This is a genomic window from Chromobacterium subtsugae, from assembly GCF_001676875.1.
Classification (GTDB): Bacteria; Pseudomonadota; Gammaproteobacteria; order Burkholderiales; family Chromobacteriaceae; genus Chromobacterium; species Chromobacterium subtsugae.
Map to the genome: position 1 here is coordinate 189,404 of NZ_JYKA01000007.1, position 20,190 is coordinate 209,593.

At 67.6% G+C, this 20,190-nt stretch carries 21 protein-coding genes; 16 read left to right on the top strand and 5 right to left on the bottom strand.

What is annotated here, in order from left to right; genetic code table 11:
- The first annotated feature begins 4 nt into the window (after window positions 1–4).
- Both pgi and MY55_RS11955 read left to right on the top strand, forming a co-directional pair.
- Complete coding sequence (gene pgi / locus MY55_RS11950) at window positions 5–1,648, top strand: glucose-6-phosphate isomerase (protein ID WP_043572965.1); 1,644 nt, start codon at window positions 5–7, stop codon at window positions 1,646–1,648.
- Between the two features lie 162 nt (window positions 1,649–1,810).
- Entirely contained in the window at window positions 1,811–2,185 is a 375-nt protein-coding gene (locus MY55_RS11955) for a hypothetical protein (protein ID WP_047257839.1), read from the top strand.
- A gap of 9 nt (window positions 2,186–2,194) precedes the next feature.
- Here the strand turns inward: MY55_RS11955 and MY55_RS11960 are convergent, their stop codons facing one another.
- The 3 genes from MY55_RS11960 to thiD form a co-directional block, all read right to left on the bottom strand.
- Window positions 2,195–2,767 carry a hypothetical protein gene (locus MY55_RS11960; protein WP_047237001.1) on the bottom strand — a complete coding sequence of 191 codons (573 nt, stop codon included), beginning with the start codon at window positions 2,765–2,767 and terminating at the stop codon, window positions 2,195–2,197.
- Between the two features lie 229 nt (window positions 2,768–2,996).
- The gene (gene thiE, locus MY55_RS11965) at window positions 2,997–3,623 is read right to left on the bottom strand and encodes a thiamine phosphate synthase (RefSeq protein WP_043572957.1); all 627 of its coding nucleotides are present in this window, start codon (window positions 3,621–3,623) and stop codon (window positions 2,997–2,999) included.
- Entirely contained in the window at window positions 3,607–4,449 is an 843-nt protein-coding gene (gene thiD / locus MY55_RS11970; protein ID WP_047237000.1) for a bifunctional hydroxymethylpyrimidine kinase/phosphomethylpyrimidine kinase, read from the bottom strand. The genes thiE and thiD overlap by 17 nt, the downstream gene beginning before the upstream one ends.
- A 41-nt stretch (window positions 4,450–4,490) precedes the next feature.
- On the opposite strand from thiD, the gene MY55_RS11975 reads away from it, so the two are divergent.
- The 6 genes from MY55_RS11975 to MY55_RS12000 are packed head-to-tail and all read left to right on the top strand — an operon-like array spanning window position 4,491 to window position 7,260.
- On the top strand, window positions 4,491–4,688 hold the full coding sequence (locus MY55_RS11975; protein ID WP_425266101.1) for a rubredoxin: 198 nt from the start codon (window positions 4,491–4,493) through the stop codon (window positions 4,686–4,688).
- A gap of 5 nt (window positions 4,689–4,693) precedes the next feature.
- On the top strand, window positions 4,694–5,515 hold the full coding sequence (locus MY55_RS11980) for a M48 family metallopeptidase (RefSeq protein ID WP_047236999.1): 822 nt from the start codon (window positions 4,694–4,696) through the stop codon (window positions 5,513–5,515).
- 3 nt (window positions 5,516–5,518) lie between these two features.
- Window positions 5,519–5,866 (top strand): MmcQ/YjbR family DNA-binding protein, encoded by a 348-nt coding sequence (locus MY55_RS11985; protein WP_043572950.1) that lies wholly within the window; start codon window positions 5,519–5,521, stop codon window positions 5,864–5,866.
- Window positions 5,867–5,908: 42 nt separating this feature from the next.
- Window positions 5,909–6,325, top strand: a complete 417-nt coding sequence (locus MY55_RS11990) for a CopD family protein (protein WP_047236997.1) — start codon at window positions 5,909–5,911, stop codon at window positions 6,323–6,325.
- Window positions 6,326–6,338: 13 nt separating this feature from the next.
- Window positions 6,339–6,794, top strand: coding sequence for a hypothetical protein (locus MY55_RS11995; RefSeq protein WP_146008402.1), 456 nt, complete (start codon window positions 6,339–6,341; stop codon window positions 6,792–6,794).
- A 4-nt stretch (window positions 6,795–6,798) separates the two neighbouring features.
- The gene (locus MY55_RS12000) at window positions 6,799–7,260 is read left to right on the top strand and encodes a CYTH domain-containing protein (RefSeq protein WP_043572943.1); all 462 of its coding nucleotides are present in this window, start codon (window positions 6,799–6,801) and stop codon (window positions 7,258–7,260) included.
- Window positions 7,261–7,312: 52 nt separating this feature from the next.
- On the opposite strand, the gene MY55_RS12005 is transcribed toward MY55_RS12000, so the two are convergent.
- Window positions 7,313–7,678: a hypothetical protein gene (locus MY55_RS12005; RefSeq protein ID WP_047257840.1), complete on the bottom strand. Its 366-nt coding sequence runs from the start codon at window positions 7,676–7,678 to the stop codon at window positions 7,313–7,315.
- A gap of 366 nt (window positions 7,679–8,044) precedes the next feature.
- Here MY55_RS12005 and hemL point away from each other — a divergent pair, with 366 nt between their 5' ends.
- From hemL to MY55_RS12030, 5 genes are all read left to right on the top strand, one after another.
- Complete coding sequence (gene hemL, locus MY55_RS12010; protein ID WP_043572937.1) at window positions 8,045–9,322, top strand: glutamate-1-semialdehyde 2,1-aminomutase; 1,278 nt, start codon at window positions 8,045–8,047, stop codon at window positions 9,320–9,322.
- A 147-nt stretch (window positions 9,323–9,469) separates the two neighbouring features.
- Window positions 9,470–10,753 (top strand): hypothetical protein, encoded by a 1,284-nt coding sequence (locus MY55_RS12015; protein ID WP_152681575.1) that lies wholly within the window; start codon window positions 9,470–9,472, stop codon window positions 10,751–10,753.
- A gap of 163 nt (window positions 10,754–10,916) precedes the next feature.
- Window positions 10,917–12,242, top strand: a complete 1,326-nt coding sequence (locus MY55_RS12020; protein ID WP_065202396.1) for a hypothetical protein — start codon at window positions 10,917–10,919, stop codon at window positions 12,240–12,242.
- A 57-nt stretch (window positions 12,243–12,299) separates the two neighbouring features.
- Complete coding sequence (locus tag MY55_RS12025) at window positions 12,300–13,640, top strand: hypothetical protein (RefSeq protein WP_065202397.1); 1,341 nt, start codon at window positions 12,300–12,302, stop codon at window positions 13,638–13,640.
- Window positions 13,641–13,753: 113 nt separating this feature from the next.
- Window positions 13,754–16,486, top strand: coding sequence for a DEAD/DEAH box helicase (locus MY55_RS12030; RefSeq protein WP_065202398.1), 2,733 nt, complete (start codon window positions 13,754–13,756; stop codon window positions 16,484–16,486).
- A gap of 33 nt (window positions 16,487–16,519) precedes the next feature.
- On the opposite strand, the gene MY55_RS12035 is transcribed toward MY55_RS12030, so the two are convergent.
- On the bottom strand, window positions 16,520–17,440 hold the full coding sequence (locus MY55_RS12035; protein ID WP_052257938.1) for a DMT family transporter: 921 nt from the start codon (window positions 17,438–17,440) through the stop codon (window positions 16,520–16,522).
- 89 nt (window positions 17,441–17,529) lie between these two features.
- Between MY55_RS12035 and MY55_RS12040 the strand changes: the two genes are divergently transcribed.
- The 3 genes from MY55_RS12040 to pdxH all read left to right on the top strand — a co-directional run bounded on the left by MY55_RS12040 (window position 17,530) and on the right by pdxH (window position 20,138).
- The gene (locus MY55_RS12040; protein WP_052257937.1) at window positions 17,530–18,441 is read left to right on the top strand and encodes a LysR family transcriptional regulator; all 912 of its coding nucleotides are present in this window, start codon (window positions 17,530–17,532) and stop codon (window positions 18,439–18,441) included.
- A 126-nt stretch (window positions 18,442–18,567) separates the two neighbouring features.
- Entirely contained in the window at window positions 18,568–19,392 is an 825-nt protein-coding gene (locus tag MY55_RS12045; protein ID WP_065202399.1) for a S1/P1 nuclease, read from the top strand.
- A gap of 104 nt (window positions 19,393–19,496) precedes the next feature.
- Entirely contained in the window at window positions 19,497–20,138 is a 642-nt protein-coding gene (gene pdxH, locus MY55_RS12050; RefSeq protein ID WP_043572928.1) for a pyridoxamine 5'-phosphate oxidase, read from the top strand.
- The last annotated feature ends 52 nt before the right edge of the window (window positions 20,139–20,190 follow it).

The following is a 20,190-nucleotide window of genomic DNA, read 5'->3' on the forward strand; positions in this document are numbered from 1 at the left end:
CGTCATGAGTGAACTGACCGAACTGCCGGCCTGGCAGGCCCTGTGGGACCATTTCGCCGAGGCCAGGCACCTGCACATGCGCGAGCTGTTCGCCGCCGATCCGGAGCGGGCCGAGCGCTATTCGCTGGAAGTGGGCGGCCTGTTCCTCGACTATTCCAAGAACCGCATCACCGACGCCACCTTGCTGGGCCTGATGCAGCTGGCGCGCGAAGCCGGCCTGCCGGCCAAGATCAAGGCGATGTTCAAGGGCGAGAAGATCAACCGCACCGAGAACCGCGCGGTCCTGCACGCGGCGCTGCGCAACCGCACCAACTCGCCGATCCTGGTCGACGGCGAGGACGTGATGCCGAAGGTGAACTCGGTGCTGGAGCGGATGGGCCGGTTTTCCCACGCGGTGCGCTCCGGCGACTGGCTGGGCTACACCAATCAGCCGATCACCGACATCGTCAACATCGGCATCGGCGGCTCCGACCTCGGCCCGCTGATGGTCTGTAGCGCGCTGAAGCCCTTCGGCCATCCGCGGCTGAACATGCACTTCGTCTCCAACGTCGACGGCGCGCAGCTGAAGGAAACGCTGAAGAAGGTGCATCCGGAGACCACGCTGTTCGTGGTGGAGTCCAAGACCTTCACCACCCAGGAGACGCTGACCAACGCGCTGACCGCGCGCGAGTGGTTCGTGGCGCGCGCGCGCGACGAAAAGGCGGTGGCCAAGCACTTCGTCGCGGTGTCCACCAACCAGAAGGCGGTGGCCGACTTCGGCATCGACCCGGCCAATATGTTCGAATTCTGGGACTGGGTGGGCGGCCGCTACAGCCTGTGGTCGGCCATCGGCCTGCCCATCATGCTGTACCTGGGCGAGGAGAACTTCACCGAGCTCCTCAACGGCGCCCACATCATGGACCAGCATTTCAAGAACGCGCCGTTCGAGCAGAACATGCCGGTGCTGCTGGCGATGATAGGCGTCTGGTACATCAACTACTACGGCGGCGGCTCGCACGTAATCGCGCCGTACGACCAGTACCTGCACCGGCTGCCGGCCTTCATCCAGCAGCTGGACATGGAGTCCAACGGCAAGAAGACCATGCTGGACGGCCAGCCGGTCAATTTCGAGACCGCGCCGATCATCTGGGGCGAAACCGGCATCAACGGCCAGCACGCCTTCTTCCAGCTGTTGCACCAGGGCACCCACATTTCGCCGATCGACCTGATCGCCTCGCTGGAAAACCGTTCCAGCCTGCCGGGCCACCACGAGATCCTGCTGGCCAACGTGTTCGCCCAGGCCGAGGCCTTCATGCGCGGCAAGACCGCCGACGAGGCGCGCGCCGAACTGGCCGAGCAGGGCCTGAAGGGCGAGGCGCTGGACGAATTGGTGCCGCACAAGGTGTTCGACGGCAACCGCCCGACCAACACCCTGCTGATGAGCCGGCTGGACCCGCGCAACCTGGGTTCATTGATCGCGCTGTACGAGCACAAGATCTTCGTCCAGGGCGTGATCTGGCACATCAACAGCTTCGACCAATGGGGCGTGGAGCTGGGCAAGCAGCTGGCCAAGACCATTCACGGCGAGCTGACCGGCAAGCTGCCGCTGGCGGCGCACGACAGCTCCACCAGCCGGCTGATCCAGCTGTACCGCAAGGCCAACGCCTGAGCCGCCGCGCCGTCGGTTTCCCTGATCCGCCCCCGCCTCGCGCGGGGGTTTTGTTTGCCTGGCGCCACAGTCGGGATTTCCCCGATTGTCGGACAGGATGCCGGCTGCTGAAATGGCGGGCCAAGTCAGACAAAAACAACGGACTGAAGAAGAATCATCGGGATGTGTAAGTTGCGCAGTACCTTGCTGGCCGGCGTCCTGCTGGCTTTCAGCCTGGCCGGCCATGGCGCCGGCCAGCCTGTCCACCCGGCCGGCGACGCCGCCGCTCCCATCATTCTCAGCGGCACCGTGGTCGGGCCGCTGCACACCGGCAGCAAGGCCGAGGGCACGTTTTTCCAGGCTTATCACCTGAAGCTGGCGCGGCCGCTGCGCTTCGACGACGGCGCGGCTTGCGGCGGCCAGCGCCTGTCCAGCCTGGCGCTGAGCCAGCCGGGCATGGCCCGCTTCAAGGGCCGCGCGGTCCGAATCCAGGCGCGGGTGTTCTGCCAGGAAGACCGCGGCGCCACCTACCGGCTGGCGGATATCAGCCTGCTGTAGGCGCTGCGGTCATTTCAGGCGGCAGTCGTTGCCTTCCAGCGTGTAATTGACGATGATCCCGGCCTGCACCATGAACGTGCGTTTGCAGAAGTTCTGCCGGCTGCTGAAGCCGCCGGAGCCGTTTTGCACGTCGCCGTAGACGGATGTCGAGGCGCGGGTGTAGCTCAGGTAAGTGGTTTTGCCGTTGACGTAGCTGGCATCTGGCGCGCCCAGCTCCGACAGGAGCTCGGCCTCGGTCCTGCCCAGCTGGATGTCGCGGATGAAGGTCTCGATCTGATTCCAGTTCCAGTCGTACTGGGTGTAGTAATAGCGCTCGTTGCCGCTGGGCTCAATCTTCAACGCCGAGCAATCGCCATTGGCCCGGGTCAACCTGGGGTAGGCGTTGCTGTAGTCATGGTACATCTCCCACTGCGCGCCCGAGACGGAACGCCACAAGGTCACGCATTGGCCGACGCTGTAGCCCGGATTGCCGGATACGACCAGATTGATCGCGCCGCGCGCGTCCCTGACCCGATACAGGGTCAGCGGGCCGAAATTCAGCTTTTTCCGGGAAGTGAATGCGGATTTGGACTCGATCTTCACCGGAAAGGATTTCGAGCGGGCCGGAGGCGCGTTGCCGAGAACGGGCGCTTCCCGCAGGCGCTCAACAGGGTTGCCGCCAGCAGCGGCATCATCACGGTTTTCATCAACATCGCGCTTTCTGCTTCGGCATGCGCGGCGCGGGGCGGCATGCCTTTGTTTTGCGTAAAGCGGCGATTTTAGCATTTCGGGATGCGGCGGCCGCAAGGGCGGACGGCGCCAAGCCGCGGGCTTACGCCGGTTGCGGGAACATCGCCGCCAGCTCCCGCGCCGCCGCGGCCGGGTCCAGCTGGTCGAACAGGCCGCCTATCACCGCGATGGCGTCGGCGCCGGCCTGGATGGCCTGGCCGGCGTTGGCGGCGGTGATGCCGCCTATCGCCACCCGCGGCAGCCGCAGCGCGGCCGCCTCGGCGAACAGCGACAGCGGCGCGGCCGCCGCGCCGGGCTTGGTCTGCGACGGAAACACCGCGCCGAAGGCGACGTAGCTGGCGCCGGCCGCCGCCGCCCGCCGCGCCAGCTCCAACTGGTCGTAGCAGGACGCGCCTATGATGGCCGCCGGCCCCAGCCGCGCGCGCGCGGCGGCGATGTCGCCGTCGTCGCGGCCCAGGTGGATGCCGTCCGCCCCGGTCGCCAGCGCCAGTTCGATGTCGTCGTTGACGATGAAGGCGGCGCCGCGGCCGCGGCACAGGCTGGCCAGCAGATTGGCCTGCCACAGCCGGCGCGCCGGGTCGCGGCTCTTGTCGCGGTATTGCAGCACCCGCGCGCCGCCCTCCAGCGCCGCCGCCGCCAGTTCCAGCAGCCTTTCGCTGTCGCAGCCGTCGGGCGTGACCGCGTACAGCCCCTCAATCCGGTTTGCCATCGCCGTCCTCGTCGTCGCCGCGCGCCCAGAACATGCGGTCGGGCAGGAATTGGCCCATGCCGGGGCGGAAGCCGTTGAGCAGGGTCTGGTAGGTGTATTCCTGCGCCTCGCGCACCGCTTCCGGCAGCAGCAGGCCGGTGGCCAGCATGCCGGCGATGGCGGACGCCAGCGTGCAGCCGGAGCCGTGATAGCTGCCGGGCAGCCGCTCCCAGTGGTCGGCGCGCACCACGCCGTCCGGGCTGTACAGGCTGTTGACGACTTCCTTGGTATTTTCGTGGGTACCGGTTATCAACAGATAGGGGCAGCCCAGCGCCAGGATGCGCTCGGCGCACTGGTCCAGCGTCAGTTCTTCGTCGTCGTCCGGGTCGTTGCTGGCCAGCCGGCGGGCCTCCAGGCTGTTGGGCGTCAGGATCGACACCTGCGGAATCAGTATGTCGCGCATCGCGCCTATCAAGTCCTCGTCGGCCAGTTCGTGGCCGCCGCCGCTGGCCAGCACCGGGTCCAGCACCACCGGGATGTCGGGGTAGTCGGCTAGCAGCTGCGCCACCACGGCGACGTTTTCCACGCTGCCCAGCATGCCGATCTTGAACGCGGCCACCGGCATGTCTTCCATCAGGAAGCGGGCCTGGTCGTTGACCCAGTCCGCGTCCAGCACCATCAGGTCGTTGACGCCGACGGTGTCCTGCACCGTGATGGCGGTGATCACCGACAGCGGATGGCAGCCCAGGCTGGCCAGCGTCAGGATGTCGGCCTGGATGCCGGCGCCGCCGGAGGGGTCGGAACCGGCCAGGGTCAGTACCACGGGAGGGGAGGGAGGAGTGGTCAAGGGCTAACCTCTTTTGTTTTATTGCGGTGGCACGATTTAGAATGTTCATTTTATCCGAACACGAGGGCGAAGCGATGCGTACTTGGATGTGTCTGATCTGCGGTTTCATCTACGACGAGGAAGCCGGCCGGCCGGAAGACGGCATCCCGCCCGGCACCCGCTGGGAAGACCTGCCGCCCAACTGGACCTGTCCCGATTGCGACGCGCGCAAGGACGATTTCCAGATGGTGGAGATCTGACCGCGATGTCCACGCAATGGAAACGATGGCTGTCCGGCGCCGCGCTGGCGGCGCTGTTGGCGGCTTGCGCCCAGGTCAGCACCACCGGCGGCGGCGCGGTCGGCGTCAGCCGCAGCCAGAGCATGCTGCTGTCCAGCCAGGAAGTGGCGCAGATGTCGGCCAAGGCGTACGCGCAGCAGCTGGGCGAGGCGCGCGCCGCCGGCCGGCTCAACACCAACGCCGCGCTGACCGCGCGGGTGCGGCGCGTGTCGCAGCGGCTGATCGCGCAGACGCCGGCCTTCCGCGCCGACGCCCGGGGCTGGCCCTGGGAGGTGAACGTGCTCGCTACCGACGACATGAACGCCTACGCGATGGCCGGCGGCAAGATCATGGTCTACTCCGGCCTGGTCAGCCAGCTGAAGCTGACCGACGCCGAGCTGGCGGCGGTGATCGGCCATGAGATCTCGCACGCGCTGCGCGAGCACACCCGCGAGAGCATGAGCCAGGAATACGCGCAGCAGGCCGGCCTGTCGCTGGTGGGCGCGCTGGCCGGCTTCAGCGCCGACCAGCTGAAACTGGCTTCGCTGGTGACCGACGTGACGCTGAGCAAGCCGCATAGCCGCACCATGGAGTCCGAGGCCGACATCATGGGGCTGGAACTGATGGCGCGCGCCGGCTACGACCCCAACGCGGCGGTGAACGTGTGGCAGAAGATGCAGGCGGCCGGCAACGGCGGCGGCATGGAGTTTCTGTCCACCCACCCGTCCGGCCCCACCCGCATCCGCGACCTGCAGGCCCACATCCCGCAGGTATGGCCGCTGTACCTGGCCGCGCCGAAAAAGGGCTGAGCGATGGTCCTGTCCGCCGCCTTCCTCGACGACATGCTGGGCTACGCCCGCGGGCTGCCCGGCGCCGTTTTCGACGTCAAATGGGGCGGCGTGCGGGTGGTGTCGATCGGCGGCAAGATGTTCCTGGCCTGCGGCGGCGACGGCCTGAGCTACAAGGTGGCCGACGACGACTTCCTGACGCTGTCCGGCCTGCCCGGCGCGCGGCCGGCGCCTTACCTGGCGCGGGCGCGCTGGATCCAGGTGTTGTCCACCGAGGCGCTGTCGCCGGACGACATCCGCGCGGGCATCGCCCGCTCGCGCGAACTGGCGCTGAGCAAGCTGCCCAAAAGCCAGCGCCTGGCCTGGCAATGAGGCGGCGGGCCGCGCGCCCGTCCGCCTCCACAAGGAAACCCCATGAGTTATCTGTATCTGAAAGCCTTCCATATCTTTTTCGTGGTGTCCTGGTTCGCCGGGCTGTTCTACCTGCCGCGCATCTTCGTCAACCTGGCGATGGCGCAGCAGCCGGCGGAATACGACCGCCTGCTGCAGATGGCGCGCAAGCTGTTCCGCTTCATGACGCCGCTGGCGGTGCTGGCGGTGGGCACCGGCCTCGCGCTGTGGCTGGATTTCGGCATCGGCGGCGGTTGGCTGCACGCCAAGATGGCGCTGGTGGGCGTGCTGGCGGCGTATCACGGCTATTGCGCCAAGCTGGGCCGCGACTTCCTCACCCACAGCAACCGCAAGAGCCATGTCTGGTTCCGCGTGTTCAACGAGCTGCCGGTGCTGGTGTTGCTGGCGGTGGTGATCCTGGTGGTGGTCAAGCCGTTCTGATGGGAGCGTTGCGATGAGGCGCGCATGGTTTGCCGGGCCGTTGCTGGCCGGCTGGCTGGTTCAGGCCGCCGCCGCGGCCGCTTTGCCGCCGGCGCTGCTGCTGAGCGTGGAGCGCGACGGCGAAGTCGTGCGGCAACTGCCGCTGTGCCTGGCCGCCGACGGCGGCTTCGGCGCCGATCAGCAGCGCGACGGCGCGGCGCTGGAGGTGAGCGGCCGGCTGCAGGCGCTGCGCAACCATCCGCACCCGCTGCTCAGCTTCCGGCTGAGCTGGCGCGACGAGGCCGGCGCGCAACAGCTGGACAGCCAGCTGGCGCTGGAGGGCGGCCGCCAGCTGCTGGGCGGCTTGCCGCTGCTGGTCTACCCCTATGGCCATGCGCCCGGCGTGGAGCCGCAGCGCAGCAGCCTCACTTTTTACCTGGAGCCGCAGGCGGCTTGCCCGCCGGCTGCGCCGGCCAAAACAAAGGAATGAATGAATGGGACTGGAAATCGAACGCCGCTTCGTGGTGAGCGGCGACGCCTGGCGCGGCCTGGCGCCGGCGGTGCAGTACCGCCAGGGCTATCTGTCGGTGGAGAAGGAGCGCACCGTGCGCGTGCGCGTGGTGGGCCAGCAAGCCTGGCTGACGCTGAAAGGCAATATCAGCGATGTCAGCCGCCATGAGTTCGAATACCCGATTCCGCTGGCCGACGCCCAGACCATCATGGCGGCGATGTGCCCGATGGTGGTGGACAAGCTGCGCCACCGCATCGAGCACGGCGGCTTCGTCTGGGAAGTGGACGAATTCTTCGGCGACAACGCCGGCCTGGTGCTGGCCGAGATCGAGCTGCCTAGCGAGGACACGCCGTTCGCCAAGCCGGCGTGGGTGGGCGAGGAAGTCACCCATGACGGCCGCTACACCAACGCCTATCTGTCCAAGCAGCCCTACACGCGCTGGTAGCGCGGGAACGGGCAGCCGCCGCTGACGCGGCGTCGGCTGCCCGCATGCAAGACTAGGCCGGCGCATGCTCCGGTCGATGCGCCAGGCTCAGCCCAAAGCCCATCACGGCAATCGAGCATCCTCCCAGCATATATATCGCCCGATAATAAGACAGCCCTATCATGATCGCCGTCACCCCTAGCAGCAAAGCGGCTGCCAGATAGCAGAACTTGCCCCGCGCATGGCTTGAGCGGCTTTGCCATATCGCGATCAGCAAGCTCAAAGAACCGAGCAGGTACAAAAACAGCTCCCGCGCCAGCATCAGCACCGACATCGCCCCGAGATCGGTCAGATGAAAGACCTGACGAAAATAAAGCGGGGAGATCAAGGCATAGATGCCAAACAGCGAAAACAGACCCCAACGAGCCAACTTGGCCATGCCAAACTCCAAAGTATCCAGTGCGGGCCCGACTTTACCGTTTTCCCGGCCGCGGCTCTAGCGGCATCGCTTCCTGAATCGCCATCGGCTGGCGGCGGCATTCGTCCACCTCCGCCCCCCTTCGCCGCAAAGGCGCTTGTTCCGGAGCCGATCCATTCCGTCCCTGCGCCCGCGGGACCGCTCTTCTTTGACGCCCCGCAGGATTAGGGATGCCTCACTTATCCACAGCAATCCCGCTTTTCCAATCTTATCCACACGCCACCCATCGAGACCGCCACTCGGGTAAAATGGCGGCATCACGACGGCCCCATCTGCGCCGCCGCGCCCTCTCATTTCGCGGCTGACGCCGCCAGACAAGGAAAATCCATGTCCCGCAATCTGGAACTGTTCGAACGTGGCAAGAAAGTGATCCCCGGCGGCGTCAACTCGCCGGTGCGCGCCTTTGGCCAGGTCGGCGGCACGCCGCGCTTCGTCGCCCGCGCCGAAGGCGCCTATTTCTGGGATGCCGACGGCAAACAGTATCTGGATTACGTCGGCTCCTGGGGCCCGGCCATCGTCGGCCACGCCCATCCGGAGGTGGTGAAGGCGGTGCAGGACGCCGCTGTCGGCGGCTTGTCCTTCGGCGCGCCGACCGAGGGCGAAGTGGTGATCGCCGAGGAAATCTGCAAGCTACTGCCGTCGATCGAGCAGGTGCGGCTGGTGTCGTCCGGCACCGAGGCGACGATGACCGCCATCCGCCTGGCGCGCGGCTTCACCGGCCGCGACCTGATCGTCAAGTTCGAGGGCTGCTACCACGGCCATTCGGACAGCCTGCTGGTGAAGGCCGGCTCCGGCCTCTTGACCTTCGGCAACCCGTCGTCGGGCGGCGTGCCGGCCGATTTCACCCAACACACGCTGGTGCTGCAGTACAACGATGTCGAGCAGCTGTCGCGCACCTTCGCCGAGATCGGCGACAAGATCGCCTGCGTGATCCTGGAGCCGATCGCCGGCAATATGAACCTGATCCAGCCGTCGGCCGAGTTCGTCAAAACGCTGCGCAGCCTGACCGAGCGGCACGGCGCGGTGCTGATCTACGACGAGGTGATGACCGGCTTCCGCGTGGCGCTGGGCTGCGCGCAGAGCCTGCACGGCGTCAAGCCCGACCTCACCACGCTGGGCAAGGTGGTGGGCGGCGGCATGCCGCTGGCGGCTTTCGGCGGCCGCGCCGACATCATGGGCAAGATCGCGCCCCTGGGCACCGTTTACCAGGCCGGCACGCTGTCCGGCAATCCGCTGTCGGTGGCCGCCGGCCTCGCCACGCTGAAGCTGATCCAGCAGCCCGGCTTCCACGACACCCTGGGCCGGCGCAGCGCGCGGCTGGCGCAGGGCCTGGCCGAAGCGGCGCGGCAGGCGGGCGTCACGCTGTCCAGCGACAGCGTCGGCGGCATGTTCGGCTTTTACTTCAGCGCCGCGGCGCCGAAGTCGCACGCCGAAGCCACCCGCTGCGACATCGAGGCCTTCAAGCGCTTCTTCCACGCGATGCTGGATGAGGGCATCTACTTCGCGCCGTCGGCCTACGAGGCCGGCTTCGTCTCCATCGCCCACAGCGACGAGATGATAGAGCAGACCATCGCCGCAGCCGGCCGCGCCTTCGCGCGCATCTGACGCGGCAGCGGCGGCGGACAAGGGAGCCCAGGCTCCCTTTTTTATTGCGCTGAAGAAATCCGGCCGAATTGGTAAAATTCCCGTGCATTGCAAAAACGATACCGGCCGATCAGGCCTGCGGGACATTGTGGTTCAAGGGGGATGTGGATGGAAAGGAAGACCAGGCTGCGCCTGGCCGCGGGCGCGTGCGCGCTGGCGGCCGCGACCCTGGCCGTCGGCTGGCTGCTGAGGGGCGGCGACCAGATCAAAGTGGAAAGGCTGGCATTGGCGGCCGCGCCCGGGCGCGAACTGGCGGCCAGCCTGATGAACCGGGCCTACGGCAGCGAGCAGCATGACGCGCGGCGGGATTGCTGGCATTACCTGCGCGAGGACGGCGGCGACTACTGCCTGCGCCCGCTGGCGCTGGACAGCGCCGCGATCGGCCGCGAGCGCCGGCTGTACCTGTTCGCCGGCGGCGGCAAGGATGGCGCGCGCGACGAGGAGCGCGGCGGCATGGTCGGCGCTTTCGTCGCCGACGCCGATACCCTGGCGCCGATCGCCGGCAGCCGGGAGCTGGATTTTCTCAACCAGAAGGCCGCCGGCCCGGAGCAGGTGCAGTTGCTGCAATTGTCCGGAGACGGTTATATGGGCTGGTTCGCGGCCGGCCGCGCCGGCGTCGAGGAGTTTCCGCAGTTTTACGCGCCCAGGGGCGACGAGGTGGTGGCGATAGGCGGCGAGGTATTCGGCCGCGACGCCGATGCCGTCGCCGGGCTGAAGTTCGCCTACCAGCTGGACAGCGCCCAGCGCGGCGGCCGGGTCTACCCGCTGTCGCTGGTCGTCCGCGACGGCAAGGACAAGCAGTTGGCCAGTTTCGATTTCCGTTTCGACCGCCGCCGCTGGGAATATGTTTGCGCCGATGTCGACTGCCGGGTGCGCGCCGGTCTGCCGACGCGGCCGGAGCGGGTGGCAAACGCCCAGCAAGCGCCGGCGGCCGACGCCAACGAAGCGCTGTTCGGCCGCGGCCGCAAGTTGTCCGACGCCGATCTGCGAGACGTGCTGGGCCAATTGGGCATGCGCTACGTCGCCGAGGACGGCGCGGCCGGCTTCGTCGGCCAGAACGGCTGCGACGCGCCCTATCCGCTGGACGCCCATTTCGAGCGCGACGGCGGCCAGGAGCAGCTGTGGGTGCGCGGCGGCGACGGTTGCACTTCGGGCGCGGCCGGCGCGTCGGTCTGGGTGTTTGTCCGCGGCGACGATGGCCGCCTGCGCGCCAATCTGGGCATGCCGGCCGCCGATGTGCGCCGCACCCGCGACGTGTCGGCGGGCGTGCATGACCTGCGCGTCGGCTCGGCCGGTTTCTGCGACCGGCTGTGGCGCTGGAACGGCAAGGCCTTCGTCCATCTGTTGAACATTCCCACCCAGAGCGGCGGCTGCGACGGCGCCGATCTCTAGCGGAACGGCGGCGCGGGCCGCCGTTTCGTTTTCCAGCCGTCCTGCCTGCCCTGTCCGTTCGCCAGTCAAGCCACGCCCCTCACTTGGCCTGATAGAATGACAAGTCAAATTTACTGACGAGTATTTTTTCAATTGGCATCAAGCCATCCGGGTTAAGACCATTATGGGAAACAAGAAAAAACTCGCGTTGCTGGCAGGCGGCGCGCTATTGCTGATCGCAGTCGGCTTCGGCGGCTGGAAATATTGGAAAGCGCACCAGGCGGTGCAGGTGGAGCGGCTGGCGCTGGATGGGGAGCCCGGAAAGCAACTGGCCGACGACATCATGGACAAGATGTATGGCCGGGACGCGCGCGATGGCAAGCAGGGCTGCTGGAACATCGACGCCGGCAATGGCGGAGAAGAAACCGTCGCCTACTGCATGAAGCCGTTGGCCTTGGACCGTGTGCAGGCAGAAGGCGAGGAGCGGCTCTATCTGTTCGCCGGCGGCAGCTTCCCGGATGCCAGCCATGCCGACTCGCAGGCCTTGGTCGGCGCTTTCGTGATCAATGCCAAGACTCAGGAATTGATCGCCGGCGACCGGGAATTGCCCTTTGCCAACGGATTCGCCAGCGCGCCCAGCGAGGTGAAGCTGCTGCCCTTGTCGGCGACCGGCTATATGGCCTGGTTCGCCGAGGGCGGCGACATGCATCAGGGAATTTCCGCCAGTTTCCCGCAGCTGTTCGCGCCCAAGGGCAAGAAGGTGGTGGAGATCAGCGGCGACTTGTTCGGCAAGAGCGAAGGCATGTCGGAGGAGCTGAGCTTCGACTACCGGCCGGACGCGTCCAAGGCCGATGCCAAGGTCTACCCGCTGTTGCTGACGGTGAAACAGGACAAGGACAAGACGGCGGCCAGCTTCCGTTTCGTCTTTGACCACAAAGCGTGGCATTACGTTTGCGCCGACCAGGCCTGCCGCAAGCAACAGGGCATTCCGGCATATCAGGAGCCGGCGGCCGACGACGATGACGGCGAGCAGCCGGCGCAGCCGCCGGCCGACGCCAACGCCGCCTTGTTCGACGACGGCAACAAGCTGTCCGACGCCGACCTGAAGGACGTGCTGGCGGCGCTGGGCGCGAGCTATGTGGTCAAGGACCAGGACAACTGGGGCTTCGTCACCGAGCAATGCCGGCAGCCGTTCAAGCTGAGCGCTTCCTACCCGAGCGACGAAAAGGACAGCCACAACGAACTGTGGCTGGAAGGCGGCAGCGCCTGCACCTCCGGCACCACCGGCCAGAGCGTGTGGCTGTTCATCCGCGGCGAAGACGGCCACCTGCGCGCCAACCTGGGCGTGCCGGCCAGCAAGACCGTGGTGACCGGCGACCTCAACAACGGCCGCTACGACCTGCGCCTGTCCGGCAACGGCTTCTGCGAAGCGGTGTGGCGCTGGGATGGCAGCCAGTACGCGCATCTGAAGAACATCGCCACCCAGCCCGGCGGCTGCGGCGGCGAGTAAGAACAGACGGCCGCAAGCCTGCGGCCGCGCTGGCCAAAGATTTTCCAAGGATATTCCGTGAAATTCAACAAGAAACACTGGATCGCGCTGGCGATCGTCGGCGTGCTGCTGCTGGGCCTGATATTCGCCGCCTACCGCGTGCTGCATCAGAGCAATGGCCGCGCCGAGCGGCTGGACCTGGGCAGCGAGCAGAATCGCCGGCTGGCCGCCGAACTGATGGACAAGCTGTACGGCCATGACGCCTACGACGGCAAACAGCATTGCTGGGCCAATAACGACAGCGACGCCGACTACTGCATGAAGCCCGTGCAGCTGGACCGCGTCGACAGCGCCGCCGGCCCGCGCCTGTATCTGCTGGCCGGCGCCGACGGCCACACTGTGCAAACCGAGACCGGCGGCCTCGATCTCTGGAGCGCGCTGGGCGCGGCCATCGCCAATGGCGACAGCCATGAACTGATCGCCAGCACCCGGATGGTGTCCTTCATCGACGACGCCCGCAAGGCGCCGTCCGATGTCCGGCTGCTGCAGTTGAATGGCAAGGGCGACATGGGCTGGTTGCTGGAGGGCATGACGAGCCGGCGCGGCGAGCCGCTGCTGTTGGCCGCGCGCAAGGATCAGATCGAGAATATCGGCGGCGAGCTGTTCGGCAAGCTGCCGAGCGATGCCGAGCAGCGTTTCGACTACCGCGTCGAAGCCGGATCCGGCGACGGCTATTATCCCTTGCAACTGAGCGTCGGCGGCGACAAGCAACGCTACCGTTTCGTCTTCGACGACAAGACCGGCCTGTATCAGTGCGCCGATGACGACTGCCGCCAGCGCTGGCAGAGCTGGTCCGACGCCGGCAATGACACTTCCGCGCAGAACGATGACAGCGGCGATGAGAGCGCGGCGGCCACGCAGCCGCCGGCCGACGCCAACGCCGCCTTGTTCGACGACGGCAACAAGCTGTCCGACGCCGATCTGAAGGACGTGCTGGCCGCGCTGGGCGCGACCTATGTGGTCAAGGACCAGGACACCTGGGGCTTTGTCACCGAGCAGTGCCGGACGCCGTTCCGCCTGAGCGGCTCCTATGGCAAGACGCATGACGAGGACCACAACGAGATCTGGATCCGCGGCGGCGACAGCTGCACCTCCGGCGCGACCGGCCAGAGCATCTGGACTTTCGATCGCGACGACGACGGCCATCTGCGCGTCAGCCTGGGCGTGCCGGCCACCAAGGTGGTGGTGGTGACCGACGGTCCGAACAGCCCGGACGACAATCCGCGCAACGACATCCGCCTGTCCGGCAACGGCTTCTGCGAATCGCTGTGGCGCTGGGACGGCAAGCAGTACCAGCGGCTGCGCAACGAGGCCACCCAGCCCGGCGGTTGCGACCGCGAGCCGGCGGCGCAGCAGTAAGCGCTCCTGAGTGCGATAGGAAACGGCGGCTTAGGCCGCCGTTTTCGCATTCGGCTTTGCAGCGCGGGCCGAATCCGGCAACATCGGCGCGACTTTCCTTTTCCCGATGAGCGATGACTGAAGCGCAATCCTCCACCCGGCTGATCTGGCGGCTGCGCCTGGCCGACTCCGGCGTCCAGCTGCAACCACTGCTGCAAAGCGCCGGCCCCGACGGCTGGAGCCGCGGCCGCGCCTGCGCGCTGGCCGGCCTGCTGCGGGACGAGGCGGCGGCGGTGCGTCCGCACGATCTGCCCTTGCTGAAACCGTTGCTGGCGCTGTGGCAGGCGCATGACGGCGATGCCGGCCTGATCGACGCCGCGCCCTTGCTGCCGGCCTTGGTCGACCATCCGCTGTTGTTCGACGCCGACGCGCCGGCGCGGCGCATCCGCGTCGAAGCCGGCCAGCCGGCGCTGCAGATGGAGCGTGTCGGCGCGGAGTTGCGGCTGAAGCTGCTGCCGGAAGGCCTGGCCGGCTGTGGCGGCGTGTTGTGGCGGCGGCCGCAGCCGGAGCGGCTGCTGGTCTACCAATTGACCGATGAGTTGAAGGCGCTGGCCGATCTGGTCGGCCACGGCCTGACCGTGCCGTGGCAGGCGCGGCAGCGGGTGCTGGAGGCGATACGCGACGTCGCGCCCGGCTTGCCCTTGGTGGACGCCAGCCCGCAATTCGACGCGGCGCTGCCGAGCGAGGCGGCCGATGCCACGTTATACGCCTTGTTGACCCGGCAACCGGAAGGCTTGCGGCTGCAGCTGAAGGTCAAGCCGCATCCGGCGGCCGCCTGGAGCGCGCCGGGCCGCGGCGCGGCCGGGCTGGTGCTGGACGTCGACGGCGAATACAGGCAGTTCATCCGCGATCTGGCCGACGAGGCTGCCCGGCTGCGCGCGCTGCGCGAGGCCTGCCCGGCGATAGGCCGCGGCCAGCGCGACGGCGACGGCTGGCTGTTTTCAGACCAGCACTCGGCCTTGTCCTTGCTGGCGCAGTTGCAGGCGGCCGGCGAGGAGCGCGTCGCCTGCCTGTGGCCGCACGGCGACAAAATCCGCCTGGCCGCCGCCGACGGCATGCCGCAGCTCAAGCTGAAAGTGAAGCGGCGCGGCGGCTGGCTGCAGGCAGACGGCGAACTGGAGCTGGATGATGGCCGCATCCTGACGCTGCGCCACCTGCTGGCGGCGCTGGCCAACCAAAAGGGCAAGTATCTGCAGCTGTCCGACGGCGACTGGCTGGCCTTGTCCGGCAGTCTGGGCGAACGCTTGGGCGAGCTGGCGCGGATGGTGGACCACGCCGGGCCGGACGGTTTGGCGATCAGCCCGCTGGCCGGGCCGCGCTTGCAGGCGCTGGGCGAGGAGGCTGGGCAGTTCGACGGCGACGACGGCTGGCAGCGACAGGCGGCGCGCTGGCGCGAGGCGGCTGTTTTCGATCCCCAGGTCCCGGCGACGCTGAACGCCACGCTGCGGCCTTACCAGCTGCAAGGCTTTGCCTGGATGGCTAGGCTGGCGCATTGGGGCATGGGGGCGTGCCTGGCCGACGACATGGGCCTGGGCAAGACGGTGCAGACGCTGTCGCTGCTGCTGACCCGCGCCCATCTGGGTCCGCAGCTGGCGGTGGCGCCGACCTCGGTGGCGCTGAACTGGCTGGCCGAGACCGCCCGTTTCGCGCCCAGCCTGCGTTTGCGCGCCTATCATCAACAACGGCGATTGGACGATATCGGGCCGGGCGACCTGGTGGTGGTCAGCTATGGCCTGCTGCAGCGCGAGGCCGAGGCGTTTGGCGACGTGCATTGGGCGTCGGTGGTGCTGGACGAGGCGCAGGCGATCAAGAACCCGCAAAGCCAGCGCGCCCAGGTGGCGCAAAGCCTGCGCGCCGATTTCCGCCTGGCAGCCAGCGGCACGCCGGTGGAAAACCACCTGGGCGAGTTGTGGAGCCTGTTCCGCTTCATCGCGCCGGGTTTGCTCGGCAACCTGGCGCAGTTCGAGCAGCGCTACGCCCAGCCGATCGCCGACGGCGACGAGGCCGCCCGCGCGCAGCTGAAGGCGTTGATCCAGCCCTATCTCTTGCGCCGCACCAAGCGCGAGGTGCTGACCGAGCTGCCGCCGAAGACCGAGACCACGCGGCTGATCGAGTTGTCCGAGCCGGAGCGCCACGTCTACGAGGCGATGCGGCAGGAGGCCTTGGCCCGCGTGGCCGAGGCTGATCCCGCAGCCGGCGGCCAGCCCATGCAGGCGCTGGCCGAGCTGACCCGGCTGCGGCGCTTCTGCTGCCATCCCAAGCTGGTACAGCCGGACAGCGCGCTGCCGGCCAGCAAGCTGGCGGCCTTCGCCGACATTTGCGAGGAACTGCTGGACAACGGCCACAAGGCGCTGGTGTTCAGCCAGTTCGTCGATCATCTGGCGCTGGCGGCCGAGCACCTGCGGCAGCAAGGCGTCCGCTTCCATTATCTGGATGGCAGCACGCCGACCAAGCAGCGCAAGGCCAGCATGGACGCCTTCCAGGCCGGCGACGGCGATCTGTTCCTGATCAGCCTGAAAGCCGGCGGCACCGGCCTCAACCTGACGGCCGCCGATTACGTGATTCATCTGGATCCGTGGTGGAACCCGGCGGTGGAGGACCAGGCGTCCGACCGCGCCTACCGGATGGGCCAGCGGCGGCCGGTGACGGTGTACCGGCTGGTGGCGGCCGGCACCATCGAAGAGAAAATCGTCGAATTGCACCGCGACAAACGGGCCTTGGCCGACAGCCTGCTGGCCGGCGCCGACATCAGCGCCCGGCTGGACGGCGAGGCCTTGCTGGCGCTGCTGCGCGGCGATGCCGGCTAGGGGGGGCCGGCGGCAGCGCTTCCCCATCGTCGGCTATCCTGCCCGCCCCGCCGGTGCCGGCAGATTGGCGGCCGGTGCCGGCGCGCCGCCCTGGCGCGTCGCCAGCCAGGCCCCCAGGCTGACGCAGACCAGGCCGGCGGCCAGGTAGCCGGTCAGCGGCTCGCCCAGGATGGGCACCGCCAGCAGGCCGGCCAGCAGGGGAATCAGCGCGAACAAGGCGCTGACGCGCACCGTGCCTAGGATGGCGCTGGCGCGCAGATACAGCAGCATGGCGCCGATGGCGGCGCCCGCGCCCTGGTACAGCGCCTGGAAGGCCAGCATGCCCCAGGAGGCCTCGGCCAGGTGCTTGGGCAGGAGCAGCGCGTAGATCGGCAGGTAGATCAGCGCCGCCAGGATGGTGATGGCGCGCGTCAGCGGCCAGGGCTGGAAGCCCCAGCGCCGCGCCAGCACGCCGAAGCTGGCCCAGCAGAGCGAGGACAGCAGCAATAGCACGTCGCCGGGCAGGGTATGGCCGCCGGCGTCGCCGAACATCGGCGCCGCGCTGATCGCCAGGCCCAGCGCGATCAGCGCGTAGCCCGGCAGCTTGTGCCGCTGCACAGCCTCGCCGGCCAGCAGCCAGGCGAACGCCGCCGACAGGAATGGCTGCAGGCCGGGCAGCAGCAAGCCGCCGTGCGCCGCCGGCGCGTATTTGAAGCCGCAATAGGCGAAAACGCTGACGCCGAGGCCGCCCAGCAGGGCGAGCAGCCACTGCCTGGGGTCGCGGACGGCGCCGCGCGGCAGGCCGCCGTAGGCCAGCAGGATCAGCGCGGCAGTGCCGACGCGCAGCGCCAGGATGTCGGTGCCGGCCAGCGCGCTTTTGCCCGCCAGGCGGGAGACGATGTTGAAGCCGGTCCAGATGGCGACGGCGCCGGCGGCTGCCAGATAACCCTGGCGGGAAGGGGAGGAAGGCATCATGGGCTCCTGTGTTCGGATACCCGGATGCTAGTCCGCTTCAATAATCAGGAAAAATGAATTATTCTGATTAAAATAATCTCTAGGAGAGAATGATGGAGCTGGACGAGTTGCGCATTTTCCAGGCCGTGCTGCAAGAAGGCGGCATCACCCGCGCCGCGCAGCGGTTGAACCGGGTGCAGTCCAATGTCACCACCCGGCTGCGCCAGCTGGAAGACAAGCTGGGAGTGGAACTGTTTCTGCGCGAAGGCAAGCGCCTGCTGCCCACCGACGCCGCCCACCGCCTGGGCGGCTACGCCGAGCGCCTGCTGGCGCTGGCCGAGGAGGCGCGCCAGGCGATGCAGGACCAGACCCCGCGCGGCCAATTGCGGCTGGGCGCGATGGAAAGCACCGCCGCCGCGCGGCTGGCGCCGCTGCTGGCCGACTACCATCACTGTCATCCGGAAGTGCGGCTGGAGCTGCAGGCGGGAGAGTCGCGCGCGCTGCTGCACGCGGTGCTGGACGGCAAGCTGGACGCGGCGCTGGTCAGCGGTCCGGTCGACGACGACAGGCTGGAGCAGACGGCGGCGTTCGAGGAAGAAATCGTGCTGGTGGCGGCGGCCGGCCTGGCGCAGCTGTCATTGCACTTCCTGGCCGACTCCACGCTGCTGACCTTCGGCAGCGGCTGCGCCTACCGCCAGCGGCTGGAACACTGGCTGAGGCGCCAGGGCGTGCAGCCGCGGCGCATCGTGGAGCTGACTTCCTACCACGCGATGCTCAGCTGCGTGGCCAGCGGCATGGGGCTGGCGATGGTGCCGCGCAGCCTGCTGGACTGCATGCCGCAGGTGGCCGGACAGGTGTCGGTGCATGCGCTGCCGGCCGACCTGAGCCAGGCGCGGACGGTGCTGATCCGCCGCCGCCAGTGGCGCCAGCCGGCGCTGGACGCGTTGCAGCGGATGCTGCAGGAAAAATACCAATCGCCTAAGCCAGTTGAGGAATTTCCATTTATTTCAAATAGTTTGTAATAAGAAGTTATTTATTAAAATTATTTTCATATTAAAGCATTTATCTGAATTTCATATTCCTCCCGTATGATGCGCGGCGCTGCGATGAGGCAGCCATAGAACAACAGAAATCATCCGGGAGAAAACATGAAGAAGACGATCGCGCTGCTGCTGGCCGCGGGCTGCGCCGCCAGCAGCGCCGAGGCGCTGGCCTGGGGCCAGGAGGGCCACCGCGTCACCGGCTACATCGCCCAGCAGCTGCTGAGCGCGCCGGCCAAGGCGGCGGTGGACAAGCTGATTCCCAACGCCGATTTCGCCCAGCTGGCGCTGTACATGGACCAGCACAAGCAGGAGTTGAAGCAGACTCTGCCGGGTTCCGACCAGTGGCACTACAACGACGAGCCGGTGTGCGCCGGCGTGACCGAAGACGAGTGCCCGGACGGCAATTGCGCGGCCAACCAGATCGAGCGCTACCGCCAGGTGCTGGCCGACAAATCCGCCGCCAAGGCCGACCGCGCGCAGGCGCTGACTTTCCTGATCCACATGGTCGGCGACATCCACCAGCCTTTGCATGCCGCCGACAACCTGGACCGCGGCGGCAACGACTTCAAGGTGCAGCTGCCGGGCAGCAAGAAGGTCAGCAATCTGCACGCGGTATGGGACACCGCGCTGGTGCAGCAGCAGTTGAACGGCGCCAATGAAAAGACCTGGGCCGCCGCCGATTTGCAGCGCTATCAACGCAATGTCGCCGGCTGGCAGAGCGGCGGGGTGATGGATTGGGTGCATGAATCCAACCAGTACGCGCGCGCTGACGTCTACGGCCCGCTGTCCGGCTTCGCCTGTGGCGCGTCGCCGGCCACGCCGGTTTACCTCGACAACACCTATCTGCGCGCCGGCGGGCTGCTGGTGGAGCAGCAGCTGGCCAAGGCCGGCGCCCGCATCGCCGCGGTGATCAACCAGGCGCTGAACTGAGCGCGCGCCCGGCTCCCCGCTGGCAGGCGGCGGGCCGGGCCATCTGACGCCGCGCATTTCCGCGCTGGCCGCTATGCACTAAGATGACGGCCTCAGGAGGAAATATGTCGCTCAATCTCGCCGATGTCCGATTGGAATACTCGAAGAAGGAATTGTCGCCGGAAGACTGCCTGCCGGATGCGATGGCGCAGTTCGAGGTGTGGCTGAACGAGGCGCTGACCGCCCAGGTGCCGGAGCCGACCGCGATGAACGTGGCCTCGGTGGGCGCCGACGGCCGTCCGGCCTCGCGCATCGTGCTGCTCAAGGGCGTGGAGAACGGCCAATTGCTGTTCTACACCAATTATCTCAGCCGCAAGGGCCAGCAACTGGACCACAACCCGCATGTGGCGCTGGCCTTTTTCTGGCCGGAGCTGGAGCGCCAGGTCCGGATTGAGGGCACGGTGGCGCGGGTGGCGGCGGAGGTGTCGGACGCCTATTTCGCCAGCCGGCCGTACACCAGTCGCCTGGGCGCCTGGGCCAGCGAGCAGAGCAGCGAAATCGCCTCCAAGGCGGTGCTGGTCACCCGGGCGGCGATGTTCGGCGCGCGCCACCCCATCAATGTGCCGCGCCCGCCGCACTGGGGCGGCTACGCGGTGACGCCGGAGCGGATCGAGTTCTGGCAGGGCCGGCCCAGCCGCCTGCACGACCGCGTGGTGTACACGCTGCAAGACGGCGGCGGCTGGCAGCGCTCCCGCCTGGCGCCCTGACTTCTCCCCTTCCCCAGATATCCCGCGCGGGCCGGTTTTCCGGCCCGTCTTC